20 protein-coding genes are annotated in these 22,289 nt (G+C 46.0%); 9 read left to right on the top strand and 11 right to left on the bottom strand.

The window, feature by feature from the left end; genetic code table 11:
- Nucleotides 1–119: 119 nt before the first annotated feature.
- Both QUB68_RS20605 and QUB68_RS20610 read right to left on the bottom strand, forming a co-directional pair.
- Nucleotides 120–458: an S-layer protein gene (locus QUB68_RS20605; protein ID WP_332995925.1), complete on the bottom strand. Its 339-nt coding sequence runs from the start codon at nt 456–458 to the stop codon at nt 120–122.
- Between the two features lie 25 nt (nt 459–483).
- The gene (locus QUB68_RS20610) at nt 484–1,032 is read right to left on the bottom strand and encodes a hypothetical protein (protein WP_332995927.1); all 549 of its coding nucleotides are present in this window, start codon (nt 1,030–1,032) and stop codon (nt 484–486) included.
- Between the two features lie 294 nt (nt 1,033–1,326).
- Between QUB68_RS20610 and QUB68_RS20615 the strand changes: the two genes are divergently transcribed.
- Nucleotides 1,327–3,078: an SUMF1/EgtB/PvdO family nonheme iron enzyme gene (locus QUB68_RS20615; RefSeq protein WP_332995929.1), complete on the top strand. Its 1,752-nt coding sequence runs from the start codon at nt 1,327–1,329 to the stop codon at nt 3,076–3,078.
- Nucleotides 3,079–3,229: 151 nt separating this feature from the next.
- Here QUB68_RS20615 and QUB68_RS20620 read toward each other — a convergent pair whose 3' ends face one another.
- The 6 genes from QUB68_RS20620 to QUB68_RS20645 form a co-directional block, all read right to left on the bottom strand.
- Complete coding sequence (locus QUB68_RS20620; protein WP_332995931.1) at nt 3,230–3,370, bottom strand: hypothetical protein; 141 nt, start codon at nt 3,368–3,370, stop codon at nt 3,230–3,232.
- Nucleotides 3,348–3,620, bottom strand: a complete 273-nt coding sequence (locus QUB68_RS20625) for a HEPN domain-containing protein (RefSeq protein ID WP_332995933.1) — start codon at nt 3,618–3,620, stop codon at nt 3,348–3,350. Before QUB68_RS20625 ends, QUB68_RS20620 begins: the two co-directional genes overlap by 23 nt.
- The gene (locus QUB68_RS20630) at nt 3,617–3,943 is read right to left on the bottom strand and encodes a nucleotidyltransferase domain-containing protein (protein ID WP_332995935.1); all 327 of its coding nucleotides are present in this window, start codon (nt 3,941–3,943) and stop codon (nt 3,617–3,619) included. The genes QUB68_RS20625 and QUB68_RS20630 overlap by 4 nt, the downstream gene beginning before the upstream one ends.
- Nucleotides 3,944–4,066: 123 nt before the next feature.
- A complete protein-coding gene (locus QUB68_RS20635) occupies nt 4,067–4,534 on the bottom strand; it encodes a hypothetical protein (RefSeq protein WP_332995937.1) in 468 nt (155 codons plus the stop codon).
- Nucleotides 4,531–5,040 (bottom strand): hypothetical protein, encoded by a 510-nt coding sequence (locus QUB68_RS20640; protein WP_332995939.1) that lies wholly within the window; start codon nt 5,038–5,040, stop codon nt 4,531–4,533. The genes QUB68_RS20635 and QUB68_RS20640 overlap by 4 nt, the downstream gene beginning before the upstream one ends.
- Before the next feature lie 135 nt (nt 5,041–5,175).
- Nucleotides 5,176–6,003, bottom strand: coding sequence for a CPBP family intramembrane glutamic endopeptidase (locus QUB68_RS20645; protein WP_332995941.1), 828 nt, complete (start codon nt 6,001–6,003; stop codon nt 5,176–5,178).
- Between the two features lie 437 nt (nt 6,004–6,440).
- Between QUB68_RS20645 and QUB68_RS20650 the strand changes: the two genes are divergently transcribed.
- The 7 genes from QUB68_RS20650 (at nt 6,441) to QUB68_RS20680 (ending at nt 17,471) form a co-directional block, all read left to right on the top strand.
- Complete coding sequence (locus QUB68_RS20650) at nt 6,441–7,916, top strand: GTP-binding protein (protein ID WP_332995942.1); 1,476 nt, start codon at nt 6,441–6,443, stop codon at nt 7,914–7,916.
- Nucleotides 7,917–8,324: 408 nt separating this feature from the next.
- Nucleotides 8,325–9,608, top strand: coding sequence for a sedoheptulose 7-phosphate cyclase (locus tag QUB68_RS20655; RefSeq protein WP_332995944.1), 1,284 nt, complete (start codon nt 8,325–8,327; stop codon nt 9,606–9,608).
- Nucleotides 9,605–10,420, top strand: a complete 816-nt coding sequence (locus tag QUB68_RS20660; RefSeq protein WP_332995947.1) for an O-methyltransferase — start codon at nt 9,605–9,607, stop codon at nt 10,418–10,420. Before QUB68_RS20655 ends, QUB68_RS20660 begins: the two co-directional genes overlap by 4 nt.
- Nucleotides 10,421–10,502: 82 nt before the next feature.
- The gene (locus QUB68_RS20665; RefSeq protein ID WP_442923110.1) at nt 10,503–11,897 is read left to right on the top strand and encodes an ATP-grasp domain-containing protein; all 1,395 of its coding nucleotides are present in this window, start codon (nt 10,503–10,505) and stop codon (nt 11,895–11,897) included.
- Between the two features lie 2 nt (nt 11,898–11,899).
- Nucleotides 11,900–12,931 carry a D-alanine--D-alanine ligase family protein gene (locus QUB68_RS20670; protein ID WP_332995950.1) on the top strand — a complete coding sequence of 344 codons (1,032 nt, stop codon included), beginning with the start codon at nt 11,900–11,902 and terminating at the stop codon, nt 12,929–12,931.
- A 346-nt stretch (nt 12,932–13,277) separates the two neighbouring features.
- Nucleotides 13,278–14,753 (top strand): 3' terminal RNA ribose 2'-O-methyltransferase Hen1, encoded by a 1,476-nt coding sequence (locus QUB68_RS20675; RefSeq protein ID WP_332995952.1) that lies wholly within the window; start codon nt 13,278–13,280, stop codon nt 14,751–14,753.
- Between the two features lie 108 nt (nt 14,754–14,861).
- Complete coding sequence (locus QUB68_RS20680; RefSeq protein ID WP_332995954.1) at nt 14,862–17,471, top strand: polynucleotide kinase-phosphatase; 2,610 nt, start codon at nt 14,862–14,864, stop codon at nt 17,469–17,471.
- Between the two features lie 179 nt (nt 17,472–17,650).
- Here the strand turns inward: QUB68_RS20680 and QUB68_RS20685 are convergent, their stop codons facing one another.
- The 3 genes from QUB68_RS20685 to QUB68_RS20695 form a co-directional block, all read right to left on the bottom strand.
- Complete coding sequence (locus QUB68_RS20685) at nt 17,651–18,472, bottom strand: Uma2 family endonuclease (RefSeq protein ID WP_332995956.1); 822 nt, start codon at nt 18,470–18,472, stop codon at nt 17,651–17,653.
- Nucleotides 18,473–18,585: 113 nt separating this feature from the next.
- Nucleotides 18,586–20,283, bottom strand: coding sequence for a mechanosensitive ion channel (locus tag QUB68_RS20690; protein ID WP_332995957.1), 1,698 nt, complete (start codon nt 20,281–20,283; stop codon nt 18,586–18,588).
- 85 nt (nt 20,284–20,368) lie between these two features.
- Complete coding sequence (locus QUB68_RS20695; RefSeq protein WP_332995958.1) at nt 20,369–21,586, bottom strand: RNA-guided endonuclease InsQ/TnpB family protein; 1,218 nt, start codon at nt 21,584–21,586, stop codon at nt 20,369–20,371.
- Between the two features lie 148 nt (nt 21,587–21,734).
- Here QUB68_RS20695 and QUB68_RS20700 point away from each other — a divergent pair, with 148 nt between their 5' ends.
- Nucleotides 21,735–22,199 (top strand): SRPBCC family protein, encoded by a 465-nt coding sequence (locus QUB68_RS20700; RefSeq protein WP_332995959.1) that lies wholly within the window; start codon nt 21,735–21,737, stop codon nt 22,197–22,199.
- The last annotated feature ends 90 nt before the right edge of the window (nt 22,200–22,289 follow it).

The following is a 22,289-nucleotide window of genomic DNA, read 5'->3' on the forward strand; positions in this document are numbered from 1 at the left end:
GCTGGTTTCTTTGGCCTTGACGCTACGAACTAAGAAACCGGGTTTTTATGAGATTTATGGTTTTCAACAAGTATTTTCGTAAAAAACCCGGTTTCTGGCCCCGATGAAATGCGGGATGGTCAATTTGTTTGTGTTGATTCCAGCAATTCTTGAATTAAAGCAGGCGCAGTTGCTTCTCGGTAAGCGCCGCAATAATACATCGTCAAAACTGCTTTGTAAGCCCAGTGATTTGATGGCACATCGGTAAAAGGATTTGGCAGAGTTTCCGCGCGATTTTGCACGCAAGCATTGAGGATTTGTTCGCGGGTTGGCTGGACTTGAACTAAAGAGTTGTTTTGCTTTGGTTGTGCAGAATTTTGTGCTTGTGCGGGAGATGAACAACAGGCACTAACTAAGAGTATAATTGTGGAAACGATTCTGATTTTAAGCATCTCATTACTTTTTGTGCGATCTTTCATTTGCAGCGAGCGCAAGTTGATTAATTTATCTTCCCTTGGCTAAGTCGGCGTAGACGATAATTTCCCAACCCAAAATCAGGAGCAGGAGTAGCTCAAACCCACCCATAATGTGGATTGCTAAAGCTGCACCAGGTACTAAGACCCAAAACGACATCAGGGCAATGATTCCTGACACGACGAAGGTAAGTTCATCAACAATCAGTTGCTCCATCTTGCGGCGCGAACGCCGAGGATCGCTCCGGTGGGCAATTTCCCAGCCAAATAGAGATTCCACGTCTGCGTATCCAATCTTTTGTTTGACCTTTTCGACTAAAGTGAGCCGAATATATCGCCCGATCGCACTTATCTTTTCATCGTTGATTAGGTACGTCCAGCCGAGAATCAAGGAAGCCCAGGGGAGGAGTAGAAAGGCGTAGTAGTTGGCGGAGTTGGAAGCTGCAAAGGATACGATTGTACCGAACAAACCCAAGGTGACGTAGAGGAGGTTGTCTCGGAAGCCAATCCGCTGGGTTTGCTCGGCTTTGAGTTTGTCGTATTCTAGCAGCCACACTTTCAACATGAGGTCTTCAGTCATTTTGTTCTCCGATCGCTTTTACTGCCATTGTGCCATTGTGGGCGATCGTCTGGTGCGGGGCAAGGGAGTGTCCCAGCGATCGCTACAACTTTCAACCCAGCATTTTAGCTGAGACACGGTGGTAAGTGTTAGGATAATATATTATTTTTTGTAAGTCCCTTAATCGCGGGCAAATAATGCCTTACGGGCAAGTGATGCCTTTTTTTAGGTTAATCATAGAGATTAAGCCTCAGTGCCTACTACATCAGTAAAATACTGAGTGAGCAAAGGAAAAATTATATCAAATTCAAAAAAATGAGTCCGAATAATGTAGTTGATATCGTAATTGTGACAGCACTTCCAATTGAGTGTGATGCCGTTCTCCGTTATCTGAAATCGCCTCAAGAAGTACGAATCAACAATCGCATAGTTTATCAAGCTTATCTTCAGCACGAAGACTCTAAAACTGGATATCAGGTTGTTGTCCTTTGTTTTGGGGGGATGGGAAATGTCCAAGCCGCAACTGCTGTAACACAAGCAATTAATGACTGGAAACCTACTGCGATTATTCTTACTGGAATAATGGCAGGTTTTGAGGCTTCAGAGCGATTTTTAGGAGATTTAATTATTCCCGATGAAATTGTAGGATATGAATTGGCAAAACTTACCATTTCGGGCACAGAACGTCGTGTTAAAGGTCTACCAACAACACATGAGATGATTCAGAAATCTAGTCATTTTCAAAATAAAAATAAAAAATGGGTGTTAGATAATCGAATAATTCCTCGACCGGATCAGCAAAGTGGACGAGTAAATCCTCAAGTACATTTCGGGGTTGTGGCATCTGGGGAAAAAGTGATGGCAGATAAAATAGCGGTGCAAGAGTTGCAAAATCTTGGTTATAAGTTAATAGGTGTAGAAATGGAAGGTTTTGGAACTGCATTAGCAGTTCATCAGGCAGATTATTCTCTTAAAATGCTTATGGTGAAGGGAATATCTGATTGGGCTGATCCCAACAAAAATGATCTGTGGCGAGATTACGCCGCGAATGTTGCTGCTGCCTATGTTGTCAATTTCCTTAAGTCGAAGCCTATAGAGTGTCGGGTGTTACCAAATTCACTTAACACGACAAGGCGAACTGTATTACAATTAGTCGGTTTTGCGGGACTAGGGTTGGTCGGTGCAGTTGTGCATCAAAGTTTGGGGAACAAATCATCTTTCCTAAAAACAGTTCAATTTGAAACGGTGACAGTGAATTCAAAGGGGGAAATCACCAAGCGCAGCCAAAGTCAAGCACAGGTTTTTACAGAAACTATCGCTAAGGGCATTACTTTAGAGATGATGGCAATTCCTGGCGGCAGTTTCGTCATGGGTTCCCCCGATACCGAAGCAAAACGATTGAACTCTGAATGGCCGCAGCGCACTGTTAACGTCGCTGCTTTTTTGATGGGAAAATATGAGGTGACTCAGACTCAATGGCGTGCTGTTGTAGGTTTACCAAAAGTTAACATTGATCTTAATGCTAATCCGTCTAAATTTAAAGGTGATGATTTGCCTGTTGAGAAAGTAACTTGGGATGATGCTATAGAATTCTGTGCAAGATTATCTCGACTTACTAAACGCAATTATAGATTGCCTAGCGAAGCAGAATGGGAATATGCTTGTCGTGCAGGAACGACGACACCTTTTTATTTTGGGGACACAGTTACCCCGGATTTAGTTAATTATAACTGGAATTCTCCATACGCTTCTGCACCGAAGGGAACCTATCGTGTAAAAACAATTGCTGTGGGTAGTTTTGGGCCTAATACTTTTGGACTTTTTGATATGCACGGGAATGTCTGGGAATGGTGTCAAGATGTTTGGCGCGATAATTATAACGGTGCACCGACTGATGGTATTGCTTGGGAAAGTGGTGGAGATAGGAAAAACCGTGTGCTGCGCGGGGGTTCGTGGGGTAATCCTGCCGCCTATTCCCGCGCTGCGTATCGTGGCGACTCTTCGCCGGACACTCGCGACGACTCCTTCGGTTTTCGGGTTGTTTGTGCGACTGCGTGGACTTCTTAGCCCTTTGCTTTTTTGCTCTTTTTCCCTTTACTCTTTTTTCTTTTTCCCTTTCCGTTATCGCCTCTGGTGACTCGATTTATTTTTTGGCACTCGTGGATGCACTCCCGACAAAGAAACCGGGTTTTTCTATCTTTAGGGCTTAAGTACAATTTTAAGGTGGCGGTAGAGAGCCAATTAGATTTTGAGCTAATCCGACAAATTGTTCGGCATAGTTAATTTGTTCCGCAGCTTGTTCGACAGTGACAGTATCAATTCCCCCGTAATCTCCACTATGAGAGTAAATCTTGAGCATCAATCAAAAATCTGTGAAACTCAGCAGGGACTTTTCCTGTACGGGCAAATTCTCGACCGAAAGCTCCAATCACTGCGGAATGTTTAGAAAAAGACATTCCTTCACCATCTAAAAATGCCTCAGCAATATAAAACATAGCATAATAAGCGCGAGCAGCCGCATAGCCAGAAAAGCCATTATCTAGCAATAATCTTGCTGCTGAGATGCTTTCACGAGCTTTCAGAATCAAGTCTAATTGTTCAGGTTTCATAAAGCTATTCCTTCTTTACGAATGTTCCTCAACAAAGGCCCGTTGTAGTGCATGAACCGATTTTCGTCCATAAATAAACAGCTAATCACTTCATCATTTTGTAGACATAAATCTGCCCGAATATAGCTGGTTCTTTTGATTTCTTCGCCAGGATTGACTTGCCCTTTGAGAATCACCAAAACATCAATATCTGAGTCGGGCTGTGCGTCGCCCCGCGCTTGGGAACCGTAGAGTACCATTTGGGTGAGCCGATCGCCGTACAGGATCTCGAATTGCGATCGCAATTGGGTTAAAATAGTTTTGAGCTTATCGTTGACGTTCATATTTGTGATGGATGCTGGGATGGCGATTCCCTACGGGATAGCTACGGCGCGTACTTGTCAATCCATGTACATAGTATATGTCTAAATGCACAAAGAGCGATCGGTTGAAATAGTCTGGTTTATTTACGGAGGAGTTGGTGCTGATTTAGGATGGGTTCCAGCGTAATAAACAAGCACTTTGCGTTTGTGTTCATCAGGTACATAAAATACTCTGTCTGAACTTGTTACCTCATATTCCCACGCACCTTGATAAAGTTTGCCTTTTAACGGAAAAACTCTCCTCGGTTTTCTCAGCATCGGGCTAGTACATAAATCCTGATAGCAGCGACGAGCATTCTCAGGTGCACGTAACAATAAAGCTTCCCAATCCCGATTAACCCGTCGGTTTTTCGCTACTACTAACCAGGGCGATTCAGGCAATTGCGCGATAATTTCGGCTGCATTTTTTTTAGTAGATAGGGATGTTCTGGGTGCTGTAAGTGCTTCTTCAGGGGGGATTACCAACTCGGAAAGCACGGGTACAGGTGCGGAAAGTTCTTCAGAGGAAACCCCGCTTTCTGAATCGTCTGGAGTGGGTGGAGTGTGCGTCATACCTGAGTCGATTCAGTAGTGCTTTCTATTTGAGGTGGTGTCAGCAAAACTTCGTCGATTTCATCGCTGAAAGCTGCTGCGAGTTCCGGGCTAGCAATTGCTTTAGCGCTTTCATGCCATTCATGAATTACAATTTCAATCTGATTCCACGCGCCAGATTCCGACTCAGCAAGTCGGTAAGCTTTTTCTAATTCAGCAATCAATTCGCTGAGTTCATCTGAGTCAAATACTGTCAGCCAATAATAGGGATTTTCTGAACTAATCGCTTCTCCCAATCGCAGCCGATAAGCAGCGGCTGTCACTTCAAATACAGTCAAAGAAATCGTCGCAGCTTTTACCCACAGCGTCATCTCTTCCCGGCGCAGTAAAGCAAAATGCTGGTCGTTGCGAGTGATAGTGACAGGGTGATCCATCGCCAAATCTAGAACTCGATTCGGTTGCTGGTTCAATTCTGTTGCGGTAATTAATTCATCACCGTAAACAAGGCGCGAAGATTCATTGAGCATAGTTTTTGCGTCTCTATGAATTCAGTATAACATAATTATCAATTAACTAAGTTAGCTAAGTTGTAGGGTGTGTCGCCTGCGATAAATTCCTAACTCAATACCAACAATCTCATAGCGACGCACCTAACGAATATATTACAAACCTTTGGACTGTTCCGACATCTGCCGCATTCCCACAGCCAACACGCTCAAAAACAACAGCCCGATCGCCCCAGCCAACGGATTGCCATTAACTCCAGTCACCCAATCCGGTACAGAACCAGAATATCGCACTAACTCTCCGACGTTAATTATATAGTATCCCCAGACTAAACCTGCATGAAGCCCGATCGACAAACCCAGTCGATTTTGACGGCTGCGCTTTGCCAAAACCAGTATCAAACCCAACAACAACAGCCCCGGAAACTGAGGCCAAGTCCGCAGCATTCCCTCCACAGATTTGATAAAATGAGATAGCGCAAACACCAGACTATTCGCCCGCACAGACATCGGATAACTGTAATCCCGCTGCAACTCGTCCAGCAACCAACCCCGGAATACCAACTCCTCCGCAAAACCCACTCCAAAGGCGCTTAATAGCCCTTCTGCGATGATTCGAGGCAAATTAGGAGAATTTTGCCATGCGACAAAGCCGCACAGTCCTTGCACCAAAAATAGGGTGAAAGTGATCGAAAGCCCGATCGCCAATCCAGTCAAAAGCTCAAAACCGTTTTGTCGCGTATTGACTAAACCGTAACTTTTGAGCAATTGCGTTTGTCCATAAACCTGTTTTCCCCAGCGCGGAAGTAGCAACAAAAACTCGGTAAACAACAATCCCATTGTCAGAATAGTTGCGAGGTTGCTATCTTTAACTAAGAAATAAATTGGTGCGGCTAGCGGTAGCCAGATTGCTGCTAAGATTAACAGAAAAATTATTACACGTAATAAAAATGGATAACTTGCTATTTTGCTGGGGTTAATCATTATTGTTGTAAATTAAATGGATTTTATATGACATTTGTAGGGGCATAACATTGCTCACTGGTGTCAAGTTAAAGTCAAACTTATTCATATACTTCTGTTTGCCGCCGAGGCCAGATCCCCCCTAGCCCCCCGAAAGCAAGGGGGGAACCGGAAACACTCAAAGTCCCCCGACTATCCGGGGGATTTAGGGGGATCTGGGATCGGCTATTAACGAACTTAAGAACGGGGGAACCGGAAACACTCAAAGTCCCCCTTCTTAAGGGGGATTTAGGGGGATCTGGCCTCGGCTATAAATGAGAGAGACAAAGGTGGTCAGGTTTAAGTTGACACTCACGAGCATTACCACGTCCCCAATGTACAAAGCCCACAGAAAAAGCTAGAATAGCATCATATCGGTTAAAACTTTAAGTAAAGCAAAGCTATAACATCAGGTAACAATGACTGAAGTATCGGATTTTTCCAATAATGTCGATCGCGAATTAGACGACACAATATTAAGCTTCGCAGACATTCAGGCAGAACTCAACCTGCGCCGCGCCAAAGATGCTCTGCGAGATATAGTAGAACATCTCGACTTGACACCACAAGAGCGAACTGGACTGGAGCCGGAAATTGGCGGGCTGGAGACAATGCTAGACAAGCTAGAGCGCGCTTGTGTGCAAATCGCTGTGTTTGGGATGGTGGGAAGGGGAAAATCTTCGGTTTTGAACGCGCTACTCGGTCAAAATGTGTTTGAAACGGGGCCGACTCACGGGGTGACTCGCACCACAACTATTGGCCAGTGGGATGTCGGAGATGGTGTTGATGACGATTTACCCGATGGCTTACGCCCCGCTACGCTACGACTTTCGCCAGTTATTTACCGTTTGTCGCAAGTAGAATTAATCGATACTCCGGGAATAGATGAAGTTGACGGCGAAACTCGCGAAATTTTAGCCCGCCGCGTCGCTAAACAAGCTGATTTGATTTTATTTGTGGTAGCTGGTGACATTACCAAGGTGGAATATCAAGCACTTTCGCAATTGCGGGAAGCTGGAAAACCGATGTTATTAGTATTTAATAAAATTGACCAGTATCCCGATGCAGACAGACTGGCAATTTATCATAAAATTCGCGACGATCGCGTGAGAGAATTGTTATCTCCCGATGAAATTGTGATGGCGGCGGCTTCACCTTTGACGGCGCAGGCGGTGCGCCGTCCCGATGGAAGTATGGGAGTAAAAATGACGCGCAGTTTGCCGCAAGTGCAGGATTTAAAATTAAAGATTTTGGAAATTTTAGACCGCGAAGGCAAATCTTTGGTCGCGCTGAATACGATGCTCTGTGCGGGAGATATTAACGAGCAGTTGGTGCAGCGAAAAATGGAAATTCGAGATGATGCTGCTAATCGTATCATCTGGAATGGGGTAATGACTAAAGCTGTGGCGATCGCCCTGAATCCAATTACTGTTATCGATATTCTCAGCGGTGCGGTAATTGATGTGGTGATGATATTAACTCTATCTAAAGTTTACGGCATTGCAATGACCGAAGCGGGCGCGGTGGAATTGCTGCAAAAGATTGCGATTAGTATGGGCGGAATTACTGCGGGCGAATTGTTGGCTAATTTTGGTTTAAGTTCTTTGAAAGGATTGTTAGGTTTGGCTACGCCGGCGACGGGGGGTTTGGCTTTAGGGCCTTATTTGTCTGTGGCTGTGACTCAAGCTGCAATTGCGGGGGTTTCTTCCTATGGAATCGGTCAAGTTACTAAGGCTTATTTGGCTAATGGTGCTTCTTGGGGAGATGATGGGCCGAAGGCTGTTGTGAGCAAGATTTTGTCTTCTTTGGATGAGGATTCTATTTTAAATCGAATCAAGGATGAATTGCGGGCTAAGTTGGATTTGGGAAGTGTGGAAAAACAGCAATCTCATTGATTAGACTTAGTTGATAATTTTTTGATCGATCGGGAAACCGCAGATGCAATGCCGATGCAACGCCGATATTTTCAAGATAGTTGTAGGGGTTTTTGGGCATTTTGAACTGGTTCCCAGGCTCTGCCAGGGAACCCATGCTCAGAGGCTCTGCCTCGCGAGCTTCGCTCAAAATTCGAGGCAGAGCCTCGCTGATCTGCGTTACCGGGCAGAGCCTGGTAACGAGTAATAATCTGGGTTGGGTGGCGAAAGCTCTCGTCAGAAACCGGGTTTCTGGGACTGGTTGGTTTTCGATAATCTGTTGATGGGCGGCGTCGGCTCAAGGGAAAAACCATGCGCTCTGGGGGTTCAGTAGAATTACAGACAAAAACCGGCTGAAAAGTTTGATTCTCGCGCTCCAGATTAAAAAAAATGTTAAGTTATGTAATGTCAAGATATCAGGAACATCTCATGGGTAACGTCCAAGCAACTTTTAAGGCTACGGAAAAAGCCTTTCATATTGAGGGATATGAAAAGATCGACTTCAGCCTGCTATACGTGGATGGAGCCTTTGGACTAGAGAACTCTGAAATTGCAGAGAGCTACCGTCAGTTTGGGCGCTGTTTAATGGTCGTAGACAAGACAGTCTACGGTTTGTATGGCCAGCAGATGCAGGCTTATTTCAAGCATCACGAGATTGACTTGACAGTCTTTCCCGTGACGATCAAAGAGACAGATAAGACGATACGGAGTTTTGAGCGGATCATTGATGCGTTTGCAGACTTTGGGCTGGTGCGCAAAGAGCCTGTTTTGGTAGTGGGCGGTGGTTTAACTACGGATGTGGCTGGCTTTGCCTGTTCCACCTACCGCCGTCGCACTAACTATATTCGAGTCCCCACGACGCTGATTGGGCTGATTGATGCGAGTGTCGCGATCAAAGTCGCCGTCAACCACGGTAAGTTAAAGAATCGATTGGGTGCTTATCACGCTTCTCAAAAGGTGATTCTAGACTTCTCCTTCTTGAAAACGCTGCCTGTGGATCAGGTGCGTAACGGCATGGCAGAGTTGATCAAGATTGCCGTCGTCGCCAACAGCGAAATTTTTGAGCTGTTGGAAAAGCATGGCGAAGCACTTTTGCATACTCACTTTGGCTACTTGAACGGTACTGCTGAACTCCGGGAAGTGGCTCATAAGGTTACTTATGATGCGATTAACACGATGTTGGGGCTGGAAGTGCCTAACTTGCATGAGCTAGATCTCGATCGAGTGATCGCATACGGTCATACCTGGAGTCCTACTCTGGAATTAACGCCGGAGATTCCAATGTTCCACGGTCATAGTGTCAACATTGATATGGCATTCTCGGCAACTATTGCTCAGCAGCGGGGCTATATTTCGATCCTCGATCGCGATCGCATTTTAGGATTGATGAGCCGCATCGGTTTGGCAATTGATAGCCCTCATTTGACCCCTGAATTGTTGTGGAAAGCCACAGAATCTATCAGTCGGACGCGAGATGGTTTGGTGCGGGCAGCAGTTCCCAAGCCGATCGGTAGCTGTGTTTTCATGAACGATTTGACAAGATCTGAGTTAGATGAAACCCTGGCAATCCACAAAGAAATCTGTCGTGGCTATGCTCGCGGTGGAGATGGTGAAGATATGTATATGTCCTTAGACACGGCTAGCGCTCCGATCGCAGCAGGGGCAAAAGCGTGACAGTAGCCCCTAGAGCTGTGACACCGCTAGGCATCCTGGCAGCACAACTTGAGCATCTCAGACAGCAGATAGAAGCATTAGATAGTGTTGATGCAAACCTGAAGTCACAATTGCGACAAGCAAGTGAGTTAGCAAGTGGGTTAGATCCTTACATCAATAGTTGTACAACGCCGGAGTCTCCGGCTTTGGCAGCCTTGGTTAAGCGCACCCAATCAGAAAATTGGAGCCAGCGGTTTTCCGACAGTGAGACTGTACAGCAGTTAGAGCAAGAAATGCTATCCGGGCATCTGGAAGGTCAAACTCTCAAATTTTTTGTGCATTTAACTCGGGCGAAGCGAGTCTTAGAAATCGGTATGTTTACCGGCTACTCTGCCCTGGCTATGGCTGAAGCTCTTCCCGATGATGGGGAAGTAGTTGCCTGTGAGGTAGATGCCTATGTCGCCGAGTTTGCTCAGCAATGTTTTAAAGAGTCTCCCGACGGCCACAAAATTTCGGTCAAGGTTGCACCGGCGCTGTTGACTCTCAAAGAGTTAGCCGCCGCTGGAGATGTGTTCGATTTGGTCTTTATTGATGCCGACAAGGCTGGATATGTAGACTATTTGAACTTGTTGCTAGACACCAATCTGCTAGCACCTAACGCTTTGATTTGTGTAGACAATACCTTGATGCAGGGGCAGCCTTATCTATCAGGTGAGGCTACTGCTAACGGGGTGGCGATCGCCAAATTCAACCAGGCAGTTGTAGACGATCCTCGGATCGAGCAGGTGCTGCTTCCTGTGAGAGATGGACTCACGCTAATTCGCCGAGTTTAGGTGACAATCCTACACCGATACTTTGATAGTACGGTGTAGGATTTTCATCTTTCGAGTTTTGTTTTTGTAGTAGATGAAAAGCGTGACGCAAAAAATATCGATCGCAGGGATGCAGCCAGAGCGTCAAATAATGGCAAGTAACGGGTGGCTACAGAATTCCCTAAAAACAGTCGCAACTCTCAGTCTGCTGCTGTTAGTGCTGCCGCTGAATGTCGCTTTAACGACGATCGCCCTGCTGGTGGCAATTTTAGTTAAACCGTTTCAGTCTCGGACAGTCGCCGCCAATCCCAAAACGATTTTGGTCAGTGGTGGGAAGATGACTAAGGCGTTGCAGTTAGCTCGATCGTTCGATCGGGCCGGTCATCGGGTAATATTGGTCGAAGCAGACAAATACTGGTTAACCGGACATCGATTTTCTTGGGCAGTTGACAAGTTTTATACAGTACCGAATCCTCAATCCCCTGACTACATTAATGCACTCTTAGAAATTGTGCAAAAAGAAGGGGTAGATGTTTACGTACCCGTTTGTAGTCCAGTTGCCAGTTATTACGATGCTTTAGCGAAACAAGCACTTTCGCCTCATTGCGAAATCATGCACGTCGAGCCAGAAATGGTTCAGCAATTAGATGATAAATCTCAATTTTCCGCAGTCGCAACATCATTAGGTCTTTCTGTACCTGAGTCTTACTGCATCACCCAGCCGCAGCAGGTGGTAGATTTTGATTTTTCTAAACAAGAGCGCAAATACATTATTAAGAGTATTCCCTACGACTCGGTGCGCCGATTAGACTTGACTAAACTACCATGCAATACACCAGCAGAGACAGCCGCATTTGTCAAAGATTTGCCGATTTCTGAACGTAATCCTTGGATTATGCAAGCCTTTATTCCGGGACAAGAATACTGCACCCACAGCACTGTCCGCGATGGGGAACTGCGGCTGCATTGTTGCTGCAAGTCGTCAGCATTTCAGATTAATTATGAAATGGTAGATCATCCAGAAATCGAAGCATGGGTGAGACGGTTTGTGGGTGGTTTGAATTTAACTGGGCAAGTTTCCTTTGATTTCATTCAAGCCAATGATGATGGACGCATTTATGCGATCGAGTGCAACCCTCGCACTCATTCAGCCATTACCATGTTTTACAACAATCCTGATGTGGCAAAAGCTTATTTAGAAACTGAGCCTTTGTCTAATGTCATCCAACCACTGGAATCAAGTCGTCCCACCTATTGGATTTACCATGAAATTTGGCGATTGGTGACGCATTTGTGGTCGCCTGTTGAGGTTTGGCGCAGGTTGCAAATCATTGCTGGTGGCAAAGATGCCATTTTTGACTGGTCTGATCCACTGCCGTTTTTGATGGTTCATCATGCACATATACCATGCCTGTTGCTAGGAAATTTACGGCAGTTAAAAGGCTGGATTCGGATTGACTTTAATATTGGTAAGCTTGTCGAATTGGCGGGAGATTAATTATGTCGGTATTGCGTGTTTTGCATTTGGTGGGGTCTGCTGTTGACGAGTTTTACGGCGATTTATCGCGGCTTTATGCCGAAAATTGTCTGGAATTCACCGCCAATGCAGCACTCTATGAATTTCATATTGCCTACGTTTCGCCAGATTGCCAATGGCGCTTTCCGACATCTCTGAGTCGCGAGGATCTCGCCCAAGCCAATCCGATGTCCTTAGCTGAAGCCGTTCAGGTTCTGACAGCACTCAAGATTGATGTAATGTTACCACAGATGTTTTGCGTTCCAGGCATGACATACTATCGAGGTTTGTTTGATTTGTTGAACATTCCCTACGTCGGAAATACTCCATATCTGATGGCGCTGACTGCTAACAAAGCGAAAGCAAAAGCGGTTGTGGCGGCAGCAGGCGTAAGTGTGCCCGAAGGAGAATTGCTTCGCGCGGGAGATACTCCCACAATTGCTACTCCAGCGGTGCTCAAGCCTGTGGATGCAGATAATTCTTTGGGGGTAGTTTTGGTAAAAAATCCCTCTGATTATGACTCTGCTTTGAAGACAGCATTTGGTTATTCAGACGAGGTATTGGTAGAGTCATTTATTGAACTCGGCAGAGAAGTCAGATGCGGCATTATTGTTCAGGATGGTGAGCTTGTGTGCTTACCGCTGGAAGAGTATCTTATGGACAAGGATGAACGGCCGATTCGGAGTTATGAAGATAAGCTCAAACGAGATGATAGTGGTGACTTAACTATGGTTGCTAAGGATAATAGCAAATCGTGGATAGTCGATCCTAGTGACCCGATTACAGAGAGGGTTTGGGAGGCTGCTAAAAAATGTCATGTAGCTTTGGGCTGTCGGCATTATAGTCTGTTTGATTTCCGCATCGATCCTAGCGGGAAGCCTTGGCTTTTGGAAGCAGGGTTATATTGTTCTTTTGCTCGGACAAGTGTAATTTCTGCGATGGTAAAAGCGTCTGGTACTTCTCTGGATACGCTTTTTCAGACAATGTTGAATAACGCGCTTTTAGAGAAACAATAACAGGGTTTGTGCGCTCCTCTTGGTTGGCTTAGCCCCCTGAGGGGCGGGTTCACCAACTAGATCTAACTATTGCCAACAATTTAGATAAACCCACCCCTATAGAAATTGCGTACCCAAGCAAAGAAACCGGGTTGTTTCAACTCACGGTAGAGAATAGATATCTTGCAAAAGTCCTTTTAATTAAATTTTGGAACAGGCAAGATGCCCGTTCCACATAAAAAAAATATTCTTGTGGAACAGGCAAGATGCCTGTTCCTAGCTATTTTTGTAAGAAGTCTAATCAATATTTCTCGTAAAAAACCAGGTTTCTTTGTGATTCACAAACTAATTACCAATTACTAATTATATGTTATTAACCATCTCTACAACTCGCGTCCCTGCTACTGATTTGGGCTATTTGCTGCACAAACATCCCGATCGCCTTCAATGCTTCCCCATGACTTTCGGACAAGCCAGCGTGTTTTATCCTGAAGCAAATGCAGAAAGGTGCACGGCGGCTTTGCTGTTAGATGTCGATCCGGTTGGTTTGGTGCGGGGAAAGTCGAAATCGGGCGATCGCCCTCTCGAACAATACGTGAACGATCGCCCCTACGTTGCCTCTTCGTTTCTGTCTGTCGCCCTCGCCAAAGTCTTTAGTACAGCTCTATCCGGTCGCTGCAAAGACCGCCCAGAACTCGCAGAAACCCCCATTCCTTTGACAGTTAATCTGTCGGTTTTGCCCTGTCGCGGGGGCGAGAAGTTCCTGCGGCAAATGTTTGAGCCACTGGGCTATCAAGTCACAGCAAAACCCCTGATTCTTGACGAGCAATTTCCCGAGTGGGGCGCGAGTCCTTACTTTGCTGTGGAACTGCAAAATACAGTGCGTTTGGCGGATTTGTTGAGCCATCTCTACGTGCTAATTCCTGTGTTGGATGACGATAAACATTATTGGGTGGGCGATGATGAAATCGATAAGTTATTGCGTCACGGCGAAGGTTGGTTGAACGCGCATCCCGCCCGCGAAAAAATTGCCGATCGCTATTTGAAACGCCAGCGCCACTTGACGCGCCTTGCTGTGGCACAATTAGCAGAAGAAGATTATATTGATCCCGAAAAAGTAGAAGTTTCTCACCAGCAAGAAGAGGAAGTTTTAGAACAGCGAATTAGCCTCAACGAACAGCGTTTAGAAGCTGTGATGGAGGTTTTAAAAGGCAGCGGCGCTAAGCGAGTGGTAGATTTGGGCTGCGGTGAGGGAAAACTGCTGCGATTGCTGTTAAAAGAAAGTGCGATCGCCAAAATTACCGGAGTCGATGTGTCCTTTCGGGCTTTGGAAATTGCCAAGGAAAGGTTGCAAGTCGATCGCTTTTCTCCCGCACAGCAATCTCGCTTACAATTGATCCAAAGTTCCCTGATTTATCGCGACAGTCGCTTGACGGATTTTGACGCAGCAACGGTAATTGAAGTCATCGAACACCTTGATTTAGAACGGTTGGCTGCTTTTGAGCGGGTTTTGTTTGAGTTTATCCGGCCGAAAATTGCGATCGTCACAACTCCCAACGTTGAGTACAATGTTCGGTTTGAAAACTTGCCTGCGGGCAAATTTCGCCACCGCGATCACCGTTTTGAATGGACGCGCGCGGAGTTTCAGGCTTGGGCGCATGGGGTTGCTGAACGGTTTGGTTTTGGGGTAGATTTGCGTGCGATCGGATCGGAGGATTTAGAAGTGGGTTCGCCTACGCAAATGGCAATATTTACCATTCGTGCAGCGCCAAAACCGCGAGCAGGTTGGGATGAAGCGTTCGCAAAAATGGCAGAGCAACATGATGATGTCCTGCTTGATTAATAGACAAGATTGCATAAGTCTTTGATTGATACACAAACCGCAGATTTAAGGCAGATAAACACAGATAAACGCAGATAAATGAGTAAGATAAATTACAATTATTAAACTATGAAAATTACGATTCCCGAACTATCTTTAGTCCTGCTCATCGGTGCATCGGGTTCCGGCAAATCCACCTTTGCGCGCCAGCATTTCCAACCGACAGAAATCATTTCATCGGATTACTGCCGCGGTCTGGTTTCCGACGACGAAAACAATCAAGCGGCCACCGCTGATGCTTTTGAAGTGCTGCATTTAATCGCTGCTAAACGTCTGGCTGCGGGTAAATTAACTGTGATTGATGCTACGAACGTTCAGCCGGAAAGCCGCAAGCCTTTATTAGAATTAGCTCGAAAATATCATTGCTTTTTAGTAGCAATTGTGCTAGATTTGCCAGAGAAATTATGCGCCGATCGCAATCAACAACGTCCAAACCGCAATTTCGGGAATCATGTAATTCGCCGGCACGTTCAAAGTTTAAGGCGATCGCTCCGCAATCTCGATCGCGAAGGCTTCCGCTACGTTCACATCCTCCGTTCCCCAGAAGACATCGCAGCAGCCCAAATCGAGAGACAACCGCTGTGGAACAACCGCAAACAGGACACAGGCCCCTTTGACATCATCGGCGACGTTCACGGATGCTGCGGCGAATTGTCACAATTGCTGCAACAGTTGGGCTATCAAATTGTCGGACAATCCAGCGCATCAGGCTTTTGGGATTATCCCCTCTACGCGCACCCAGAAGGGCGTAAAGCCGTGTTTTTGGGCGATTTGGTCGATCGAGGCCCGCGCATTCTCGACACCCTCAAACTCGTGCGAAACATGGTAGTCGCATCAACCGCTTTGTGCGTCCCCGGAAATCACGACATCAAATTATTGCGAAAACTCAGCGGCAAAAATGTCAAAATCAACCACGGACTCGAACAAACCTTAGCAGAAATTGCAGATTTACCCGATGAATCGCGCGAGTCTGCGATCGCAGAAATTAAGCAATTTCTAGATAGTTTAATCGGGCATTACGTCCTCGACGGCGGCAAATTAGTAGTCGCCCACGCCGGAATGAAAGCAGAACTTCAGGGACGCGCATCCACCCGCGTTCGAGATTTCGCATTGTACGGAGAAACCACCGGCGAAATCGATGAATTCGGCTTACCAGTTCGCTACAATTGGGCCGCCGAATATCGAGGTCAAGCAGCAGTTGTTTACGGACACACCCCGATTCCAGAAACAGAATGGTTGAACAATACTGTTGATATTGACACGGGCTGCGTTTTTGGTGGCAAACTAACAGCTTTGCGGTATCCCGAAAGAGAATTTGTCAGCGTTTCTGCTGCAATGATTTACTGCGAACCTGCCAAACCGATCGCCTTTCAATCAATTTCAACTCCACTTGACAGTTTTGACGCACCGAATCTCACCGCCCAACAGCAGTTTGACGACGTGCTGGACATTTCCGACGTGCTCGGAAAACGCATTATTTCAACTCGCCTGCAAAGTAACATTATAATTCGAGAAGAAAATGCGATCGCCGCCCTGGAAGTAATGAGCAGATTTGCCGCCAATCCCAAATGGCTGATTTACTTACCACCCACCATGTCTCCCGCTGCTACCTCCCAAGAACCCGGACTTTTAGAACATCCAGCCGAAGCATTTAACTATTACCAACAGCAGGGCGTATCGACAGTTGTGTGCGAAGAAAAGCACATGGGTTCCCGTGCAGTTGTAATTGTTTGCCGCGACGAATCGGCGGCTAAACTGCGCTTTGGGATTCTCAACAACAGCATTGGTATTTGCTACACTCGTACAGGACGGCATTTTTTCGACAATTCTACCTTAGAAACAGAGTTTTTAACGCGGGTCAATCGCGCTCTTTCTGCCAGCAATTTTTGGGAAAAGTTTAAAACTGATTGGGTGTGTTTGGACTGCGAATTAATGCCTTGGTCTGCCAAAGCTCAAGGTTTATTGCAAGAACAATACGCCGCTGTGGGAACCGCATCTCGTCACGGGTTTGCGGAGGCGATTCAAAACCTAGAACAGGCGAAACAGCGGGGAGTTGAAGTTGATTCTGTGTTGGCTAGCTACCGGGAACGAGCCGATTTAGCCGATCGCTATATTCATGCCTACCAGCGCTACTGCTGGCCAGTAAAATCCATATCCGACCTCAAGTTAGCGCCTTTCCACATCTTGGCAACCGAGGGAAATGTTCACACCGATCAGAATCACTGCTGGCACATGGAACAGATAGCGGAAATCTGTAATTTTGACCTAGAATTGCTATTAGCTACTCAATACAAAGTAGTTAGAATTGCCGATATTGACAGTCAATCCGCAGGGATTCAATGGTGGGAAAAAATGACCGATGCGGGGGGCGAAGGGATGGTGGTTAAACCGATGGAATTTATTGTGAACAATAGTAAAGGACTCGTACAGCCTGCGATTAAATGTCGCGGTAAAGAGTATTTGCGAATTATTTACGGTCTGGAATATTCTTTGCCGGAGCATTTAGACAAATTGCGATCGCGCGGGCTTTCTGGGAAGCGTTCTTTAGCTTTGCGAGAGTTTGCTCTCGGTGTAGAATCATTGGAGAGATTTGTGGCGGGCGCTCCTTTGAGACAAGTTCACGAGTGCGTTTTCGGAGTTTTAGCGATGGAAAGCGAACCTGTCGATCCGAGGTTGTGAATAGCAGAAGGAATAAGATATCTCTTGCAAAAGTCTTTTTAATCAAATTTTGGAACGGGTTCTTCGGCCCATTCCTAGCTATTTTTGCAAGAGGTCTAATGCTGTCCCCGCTCGCGGCAGCACTACAAATCCCAAACTGAGATGCTCCCCGCCTACCCCACGATAGTTATGGGATAAATTTATTCATTTTCTCCGATTAATCGCTGCACCTTTGATATTGGTAAATTCATCATTTGAGCAACTTGCGCTAAATTCATTCCCGAATTTAACAGTTGAGAAACCAGCGATCGCAATGCTGATTCGGTTGTCAGCCGCGCTTGTTCGGATTGTTGAAAAGCTGACTCGGCTGCCAGTCTTGCTTGTTGTTCCAACCGCCGCGCTTGTTGTTCCGACAGCCGCGCTTGTTGCTCTTCCTTGTGAGTCTTGAGAAACTCTCCGGTTTGAAGATTTTTGAACCTCAATTCTCCTGAAATTACGTGCAATTCCAGTCCCAATACTTCGCTGTACAGCCACAGCGTATCGAAGCTGATATTATTTGCTTCAATTGGCTCGTACTGGTTGTTGACTAAACGTACTCCTTGCAGTATTGGATTCAGATAATCCCCGGACGGATCATATTGAAAGTATTCTCTTACTCCGAGTTTTTTGTAAATCTCCGGTTTGGTTTCTTGGTCTTTATCTTTAGTTGTTTCCGATGTTATTTCGAGAACGAACTGTGGCGTTATGCCGTTTTCTTTCCATACTTTATAATTATCTCTTTGCCGTTTTGCTACTCCAAACACGACATAAACATCTGGTGCAACCACTGCCTGATTATTTCTTTCTTCGTAATATACGAAAGAATTTGCTGATACGTATACATCCGATCGCCCTTGAAAGTACAGCTTGAGAGCTTCCACTCCGTAAGTCATGTAATCCCGGGTGATATCGCTTTCCGCCATCGGTTCTCCGTCGCTGCTGGGATATTCTATTTCTTCTTCGATTTGAGTGATAACTGTCACGGTTTAAGTCTCCTCAATTCTCGCTGATTTTATCTTAGCAGGTTAGATAAAAATTATCCAAAAAAAGGCGTTTGTCAAAAACAAACGCCTTTTTATTCACTTACGAATTAGACTTACAAACGCGGCGTCTTATCTTGTTTAAACGACGCTAACCATCCGCGAAGTTCGTCGGCCGCAATCTCGCGCCCGCCCAAACCAAATGCTAGAGCAATCCCAACTGCGATCGCCCCGAGCAGCAGCCCGAAAGCCAAATTCACAATATCGCTGCCAATGCCCATCTGTTGCAGCGCTAAGGCGCCAACAAAAGCAATAATCGCGATGCGAGCCGTTTGGCCCAACAGCCGCGCTTGGCGAGTTCCAGAACTAGCAATCAAACTAAACGCCAGATTCGCCAAATACAAGCCGATCGCAAATACCACCAAACCCGATAAAACCCTACCTGCAACCAGCACAATACCGCTAACAATCGCCGTCAGCGCTGGAATCCGCAGCACATCGGTAGCCGCCACCACAGCAAACAGGAGGATGCCCACCTGCACCACAATGCCGACAAATTGCGAAGGCGTGCGGGCCGGAAGTTCGGGTTCCTGAAGAATCGTGGCTTCAGGATCGATCGAACTCGGGGGTAGTCGCAGCGGCTGTTTCGGCTGCATTCCCAACCAAGAAAAGACATTGTTAAAGCCAATTCCCGTCAAGATATTCGTCACCAAATCGCTGATCCAGCGCCCCAAAATGTAAGCAACAGCGAGAATTATCGCTGCTGTAAAAATGTTGGGAAGCGCGCCCAGAATCGTGTTCAGCATCGAGATTGCCGGCAAGGAAATCGCCTGGATGTCCAAAGCGTTCAAAGCTGCGATCGCCGTGGGAATCAAAATCAACACATAGACAATTGTGCCGATAATCCACGACAGCGATTGTCCGCCCGAACTCCGGGAAATGCCAAACCGAGCGCCCAAACTGTCCGCCCCAGCAGCAGCCAGCAGATTCGTGACAATCCGCTGCACCACTTGAGCCAGCAGCCAGCCCACAAACCCAATCAGCAAAGCTTCCAGAATTTTCGGAATTGCCGCCAAAATTTGGTTCAGCAAATTATTAACTGGTAGCAAAGCCTGCTGTAAATCCAGCGATTCGAGAACCAACGGCAAAAACAGCAGAAAAATGAACCAATACAGCGCATTCGCCAGAGTATCGCTCAGCAGCAAAGGATTCTCGCTCGGTGCAGTGCCCACCTGCTGATTCAAGCGCTCGTCTACGCCAAAACTCCGCATCGCCCGCGATAATGCCAATTTGGCAACTGTCGCCAGCACCCAAGCAATCCCCAAGAAAATTAGGGCTTTGGCTAACTTCGGCAAAGCACCAGCAATTTGATTGAGAAAAGTATTCAGCGGTTGCGAGACAGCCGTGAGATTCAGCCTGTTGAAAAAGGCGACTAGGAAAAAGATAAAAATGATCCAGAATACCGCACCGGAAATCCATTTTTCCACTTGCGGGGCTCCAGCTCCTTCCGGGCGCCCGGTAATCCAAGCAGCCAGTCGGTTGTCGATCGTCGTTTTCTTGAGCAATCCCCCGACTATAGATGAGACGAGGGCTGATACGATCAAGCCAATGAGCAGGATGCCGATCGCCCAGATTAGATTTTCAATGTTTGAACTCTGAACAAAATTGTTGATTCCGCGTTCGGCATCTGCCAGCGGATTCGGGGCTACCTGGGCTTGTGCCAAAATGCGTAGCGTAGCGGGGCGTAAGCCATCGGACATGACCGCTATTTGACCCGCTATCGGTTGAGTTATTTCTTGCCAAGTTTCATTCATTTTTTTCTCAGGTTAACGTCAGATTTTGACTGGGAGAAGACGAAACTTTAAGAATAGTTCCACAAAATCTAGACATCGCCTAAATTTAATGTTTGTACGCTTTTAACCGTACTGGGTTAACTACAAAACCCTCTATCGAATTTGGGATAAACCCATCTCCGACTGCTTTTCTGCCAATATTCAAAGAACCGTTGACATCAGCATTGATTAGTTGCCCAGTTTGAGTTCTGAACAATCCTCTTTTTACTCTACTGCCAATGTAGTCTGATTTTTCTTGAATTGGTTCCAAATCCAAAGCAGAACATATGGATGTGTAACTCTCCTCTACTAACACCACTTTAATTCCCGCAAGTTGTGCTTTGTACTGCAACATTTGCACGAACCGGCGATGGGGAATGCAGGCAAAATTTTGATGGTTAACTTTGCCAGTGTTAATCCCATCTTTAAAATCCTGCGCCCAGCCTATAACCAGCAAGCCAATTTGATGATTGACGAGTTCTTTAATAATTGCGGAACTCGTTGTGTGGAGGTAGTAATCCACTTTACAGTTACGCTTGTGCCACAATTTGGCGAGTTTTTTACTGGTTTTTTGCCCTGCCGGCAGCAACGATTTCAAGGTTGATGAAATCTGATTGCAGTATTGGTTGGTTGACTTCAGCGCCCGTCCGTCGTGGATTTTCGGTACTAACCCAGCAACACTGTATGTTAATGTTGCCAGATTGTTTAATCCTAAATCTATGGCAGCTACTCTCTGATTAACTTGTAAAGGCTGTTCTAACTTTTCATAGACGACCTCGACAATATAACAACCCACCTTCGGAACAATCCGGATTTCCAGAATCGAGGTGACTTTTGAGGGCAACCAAATATTAGTGCCAGAGGGACGAGCATATCCTTTTTTTAAGGCTCTTTTGCTGACAGCTTGAGAATTAAATACAACTACATAGCGCCCGTCTGCTCTTTTTCCCTGTCTTGAACCTTGATAATGGGGGATTTTGGGTGCGGTTTTAAATTTAGTTGGCTCTTCCTGATAGTTTCGCACTCCCAGATGGTAGCTAGTCCATGCTTTGAGCGCTAAGCCGAGGGTGCTTTGTGCTACTTTTGCGGGCAGTGCTTTGTAATCGGGGCTGGTTTTGAGCGCGTGATAAACAGCCAGAGCGTTTGTTTGTTGGCTGGCAAAAAAGTTTTGACGGTAGATGTAGTTAGCGCAGTTGTAAAGATTTTTGCACAGCCATGACAGTCGATCGGCTTCTCGATAAAACCTATGATTTGGTTTGATGATGTGCCTTTCGACTAACTGCATAATCGGTATATATACTGTTATTTTGCGATAATACACTGTATTGAGGAGTGTGTCAATCTTTTAATTTCTGGAAAAATTGACGGTATAACTAAATAAAGGACTGTAAAGTAAGCAAAGTTTTGTAATACCCTCCTTGTTGCAGGTTTTTATGTCAATTCGCCAAGTTTTCGAGCAATCCGTTGAAATTCGCGCTGCTGCTACCTTGGTGGAGCGCTGTATAGTCGATCGCACTTTAATGCACAAATGGCTCAATCCCATGCTGCGCTGCGATCCCGAGGGCGAATGGGATACTGCTGTAGGAAGTCGCAGCTTATTTATCATAAAAATTCCCGTTTTGCAACCCACTTTAGAGAGTGTGGTGTTGGAGCGACAACCCGGTTTAATTGTTTGGGGGTTTGACGGATTTTTCAAAGGATGCGATCGCTGGGAATGCCAGCCCCAAATCCAAGGAACTCTCTTGATTAACCGCTTTGAATTTCAAATTCCCAACCCTTTAATTAGATTTGGTTTCAATCGCTTTGCAGCCCCTTGGACACAAAAAGATATGAAAGACCAACTGCGCCGACTCAAACGGGTAGCCGAGCAATTATCTCAAGAAATTGGAAATTGGTAATTGGAAATTGGTCATTGGTCATTGGTCATTGGTCATTGGTCATTGGTCATTGGTCATTGGTCATTGGTCATTGGTCATTGGTCATTGGTC

The organism is Microcoleus sp. A006_D1, from assembly GCF_036702805.1.
Lineage (GTDB): Bacteria > Cyanobacteriota > Cyanobacteriia > Cyanobacteriales > Microcoleaceae > Microcoleus.

Coding starts and splice junctions, on each gene's coding strand:
- QUB68_RS20605 (WP_332995925.1), bottom strand. CDS start 458: ATGAAAGATCGCACAAAAAGTAATGAGATGCTTAAAATCAGAATCGTT.
- QUB68_RS20610 (WP_332995927.1), bottom strand. CDS start 1,032: ATGACTGAAGACCTCATGTTGAAAGTGTGGCTGCTAGAATACGACAAA.
- QUB68_RS20615 (WP_332995929.1), top strand. CDS start 1,327: ATGAGTCCGAATAATGTAGTTGATATCGTAATTGTGACAGCACTTCCA.
- QUB68_RS20620 (WP_332995931.1), bottom strand. CDS start 3,370: ATGCTCAAGATTTACTCTCATAGTGGAGATTACGGGGGAATTGATACT.
- QUB68_RS20625 (WP_332995933.1), bottom strand. CDS start 3,620: ATGAAACCTGAACAATTAGACTTGATTCTGAAAGCTCGTGAAAGCATC.
- QUB68_RS20630 (WP_332995935.1), bottom strand. CDS start 3,943: ATGAACGTCAACGATAAGCTCAAAACTATTTTAACCCAATTGCGATCG.
- QUB68_RS20635 (WP_332995937.1), bottom strand. CDS start 4,534: ATGACGCACACTCCACCCACTCCAGACGATTCAGAAAGCGGGGTTTCC.
- QUB68_RS20640 (WP_332995939.1), bottom strand. CDS start 5,040: ATGCTCAATGAATCTTCGCGCCTTGTTTACGGTGATGAATTAATTACC.
- QUB68_RS20645 (WP_332995941.1), bottom strand. CDS start 6,003: ATGATTAACCCCAGCAAAATAGCAAGTTATCCATTTTTATTACGTGTA.
- QUB68_RS20650 (WP_332995942.1), top strand. CDS start 6,441: ATGACTGAAGTATCGGATTTTTCCAATAATGTCGATCGCGAATTAGAC.
- QUB68_RS20655 (WP_332995944.1), top strand. CDS start 8,325: ATGTTAAGTTATGTAATGTCAAGATATCAGGAACATCTCATGGGTAAC.
- QUB68_RS20670 (WP_332995950.1), top strand. CDS start 11,900: ATGTCGGTATTGCGTGTTTTGCATTTGGTGGGGTCTGCTGTTGACGAG.
- QUB68_RS20675 (WP_332995952.1), top strand. CDS start 13,278: ATGTTATTAACCATCTCTACAACTCGCGTCCCTGCTACTGATTTGGGC.
- QUB68_RS20680 (WP_332995954.1), top strand. CDS start 14,862: ATGAAAATTACGATTCCCGAACTATCTTTAGTCCTGCTCATCGGTGCA.
- QUB68_RS20690 (WP_332995957.1), bottom strand. CDS start 20,283: ATGAATGAAACTTGGCAAGAAATAACTCAACCGATAGCGGGTCAAATA.
- QUB68_RS20695 (WP_332995958.1), bottom strand. CDS start 21,586: ATGCAGTTAGTCGAAAGGCACATCATCAAACCAAATCATAGGTTTTAT.
- QUB68_RS20700 (WP_332995959.1), top strand. CDS start 21,735: ATGTCAATTCGCCAAGTTTTCGAGCAATCCGTTGAAATTCGCGCTGCT.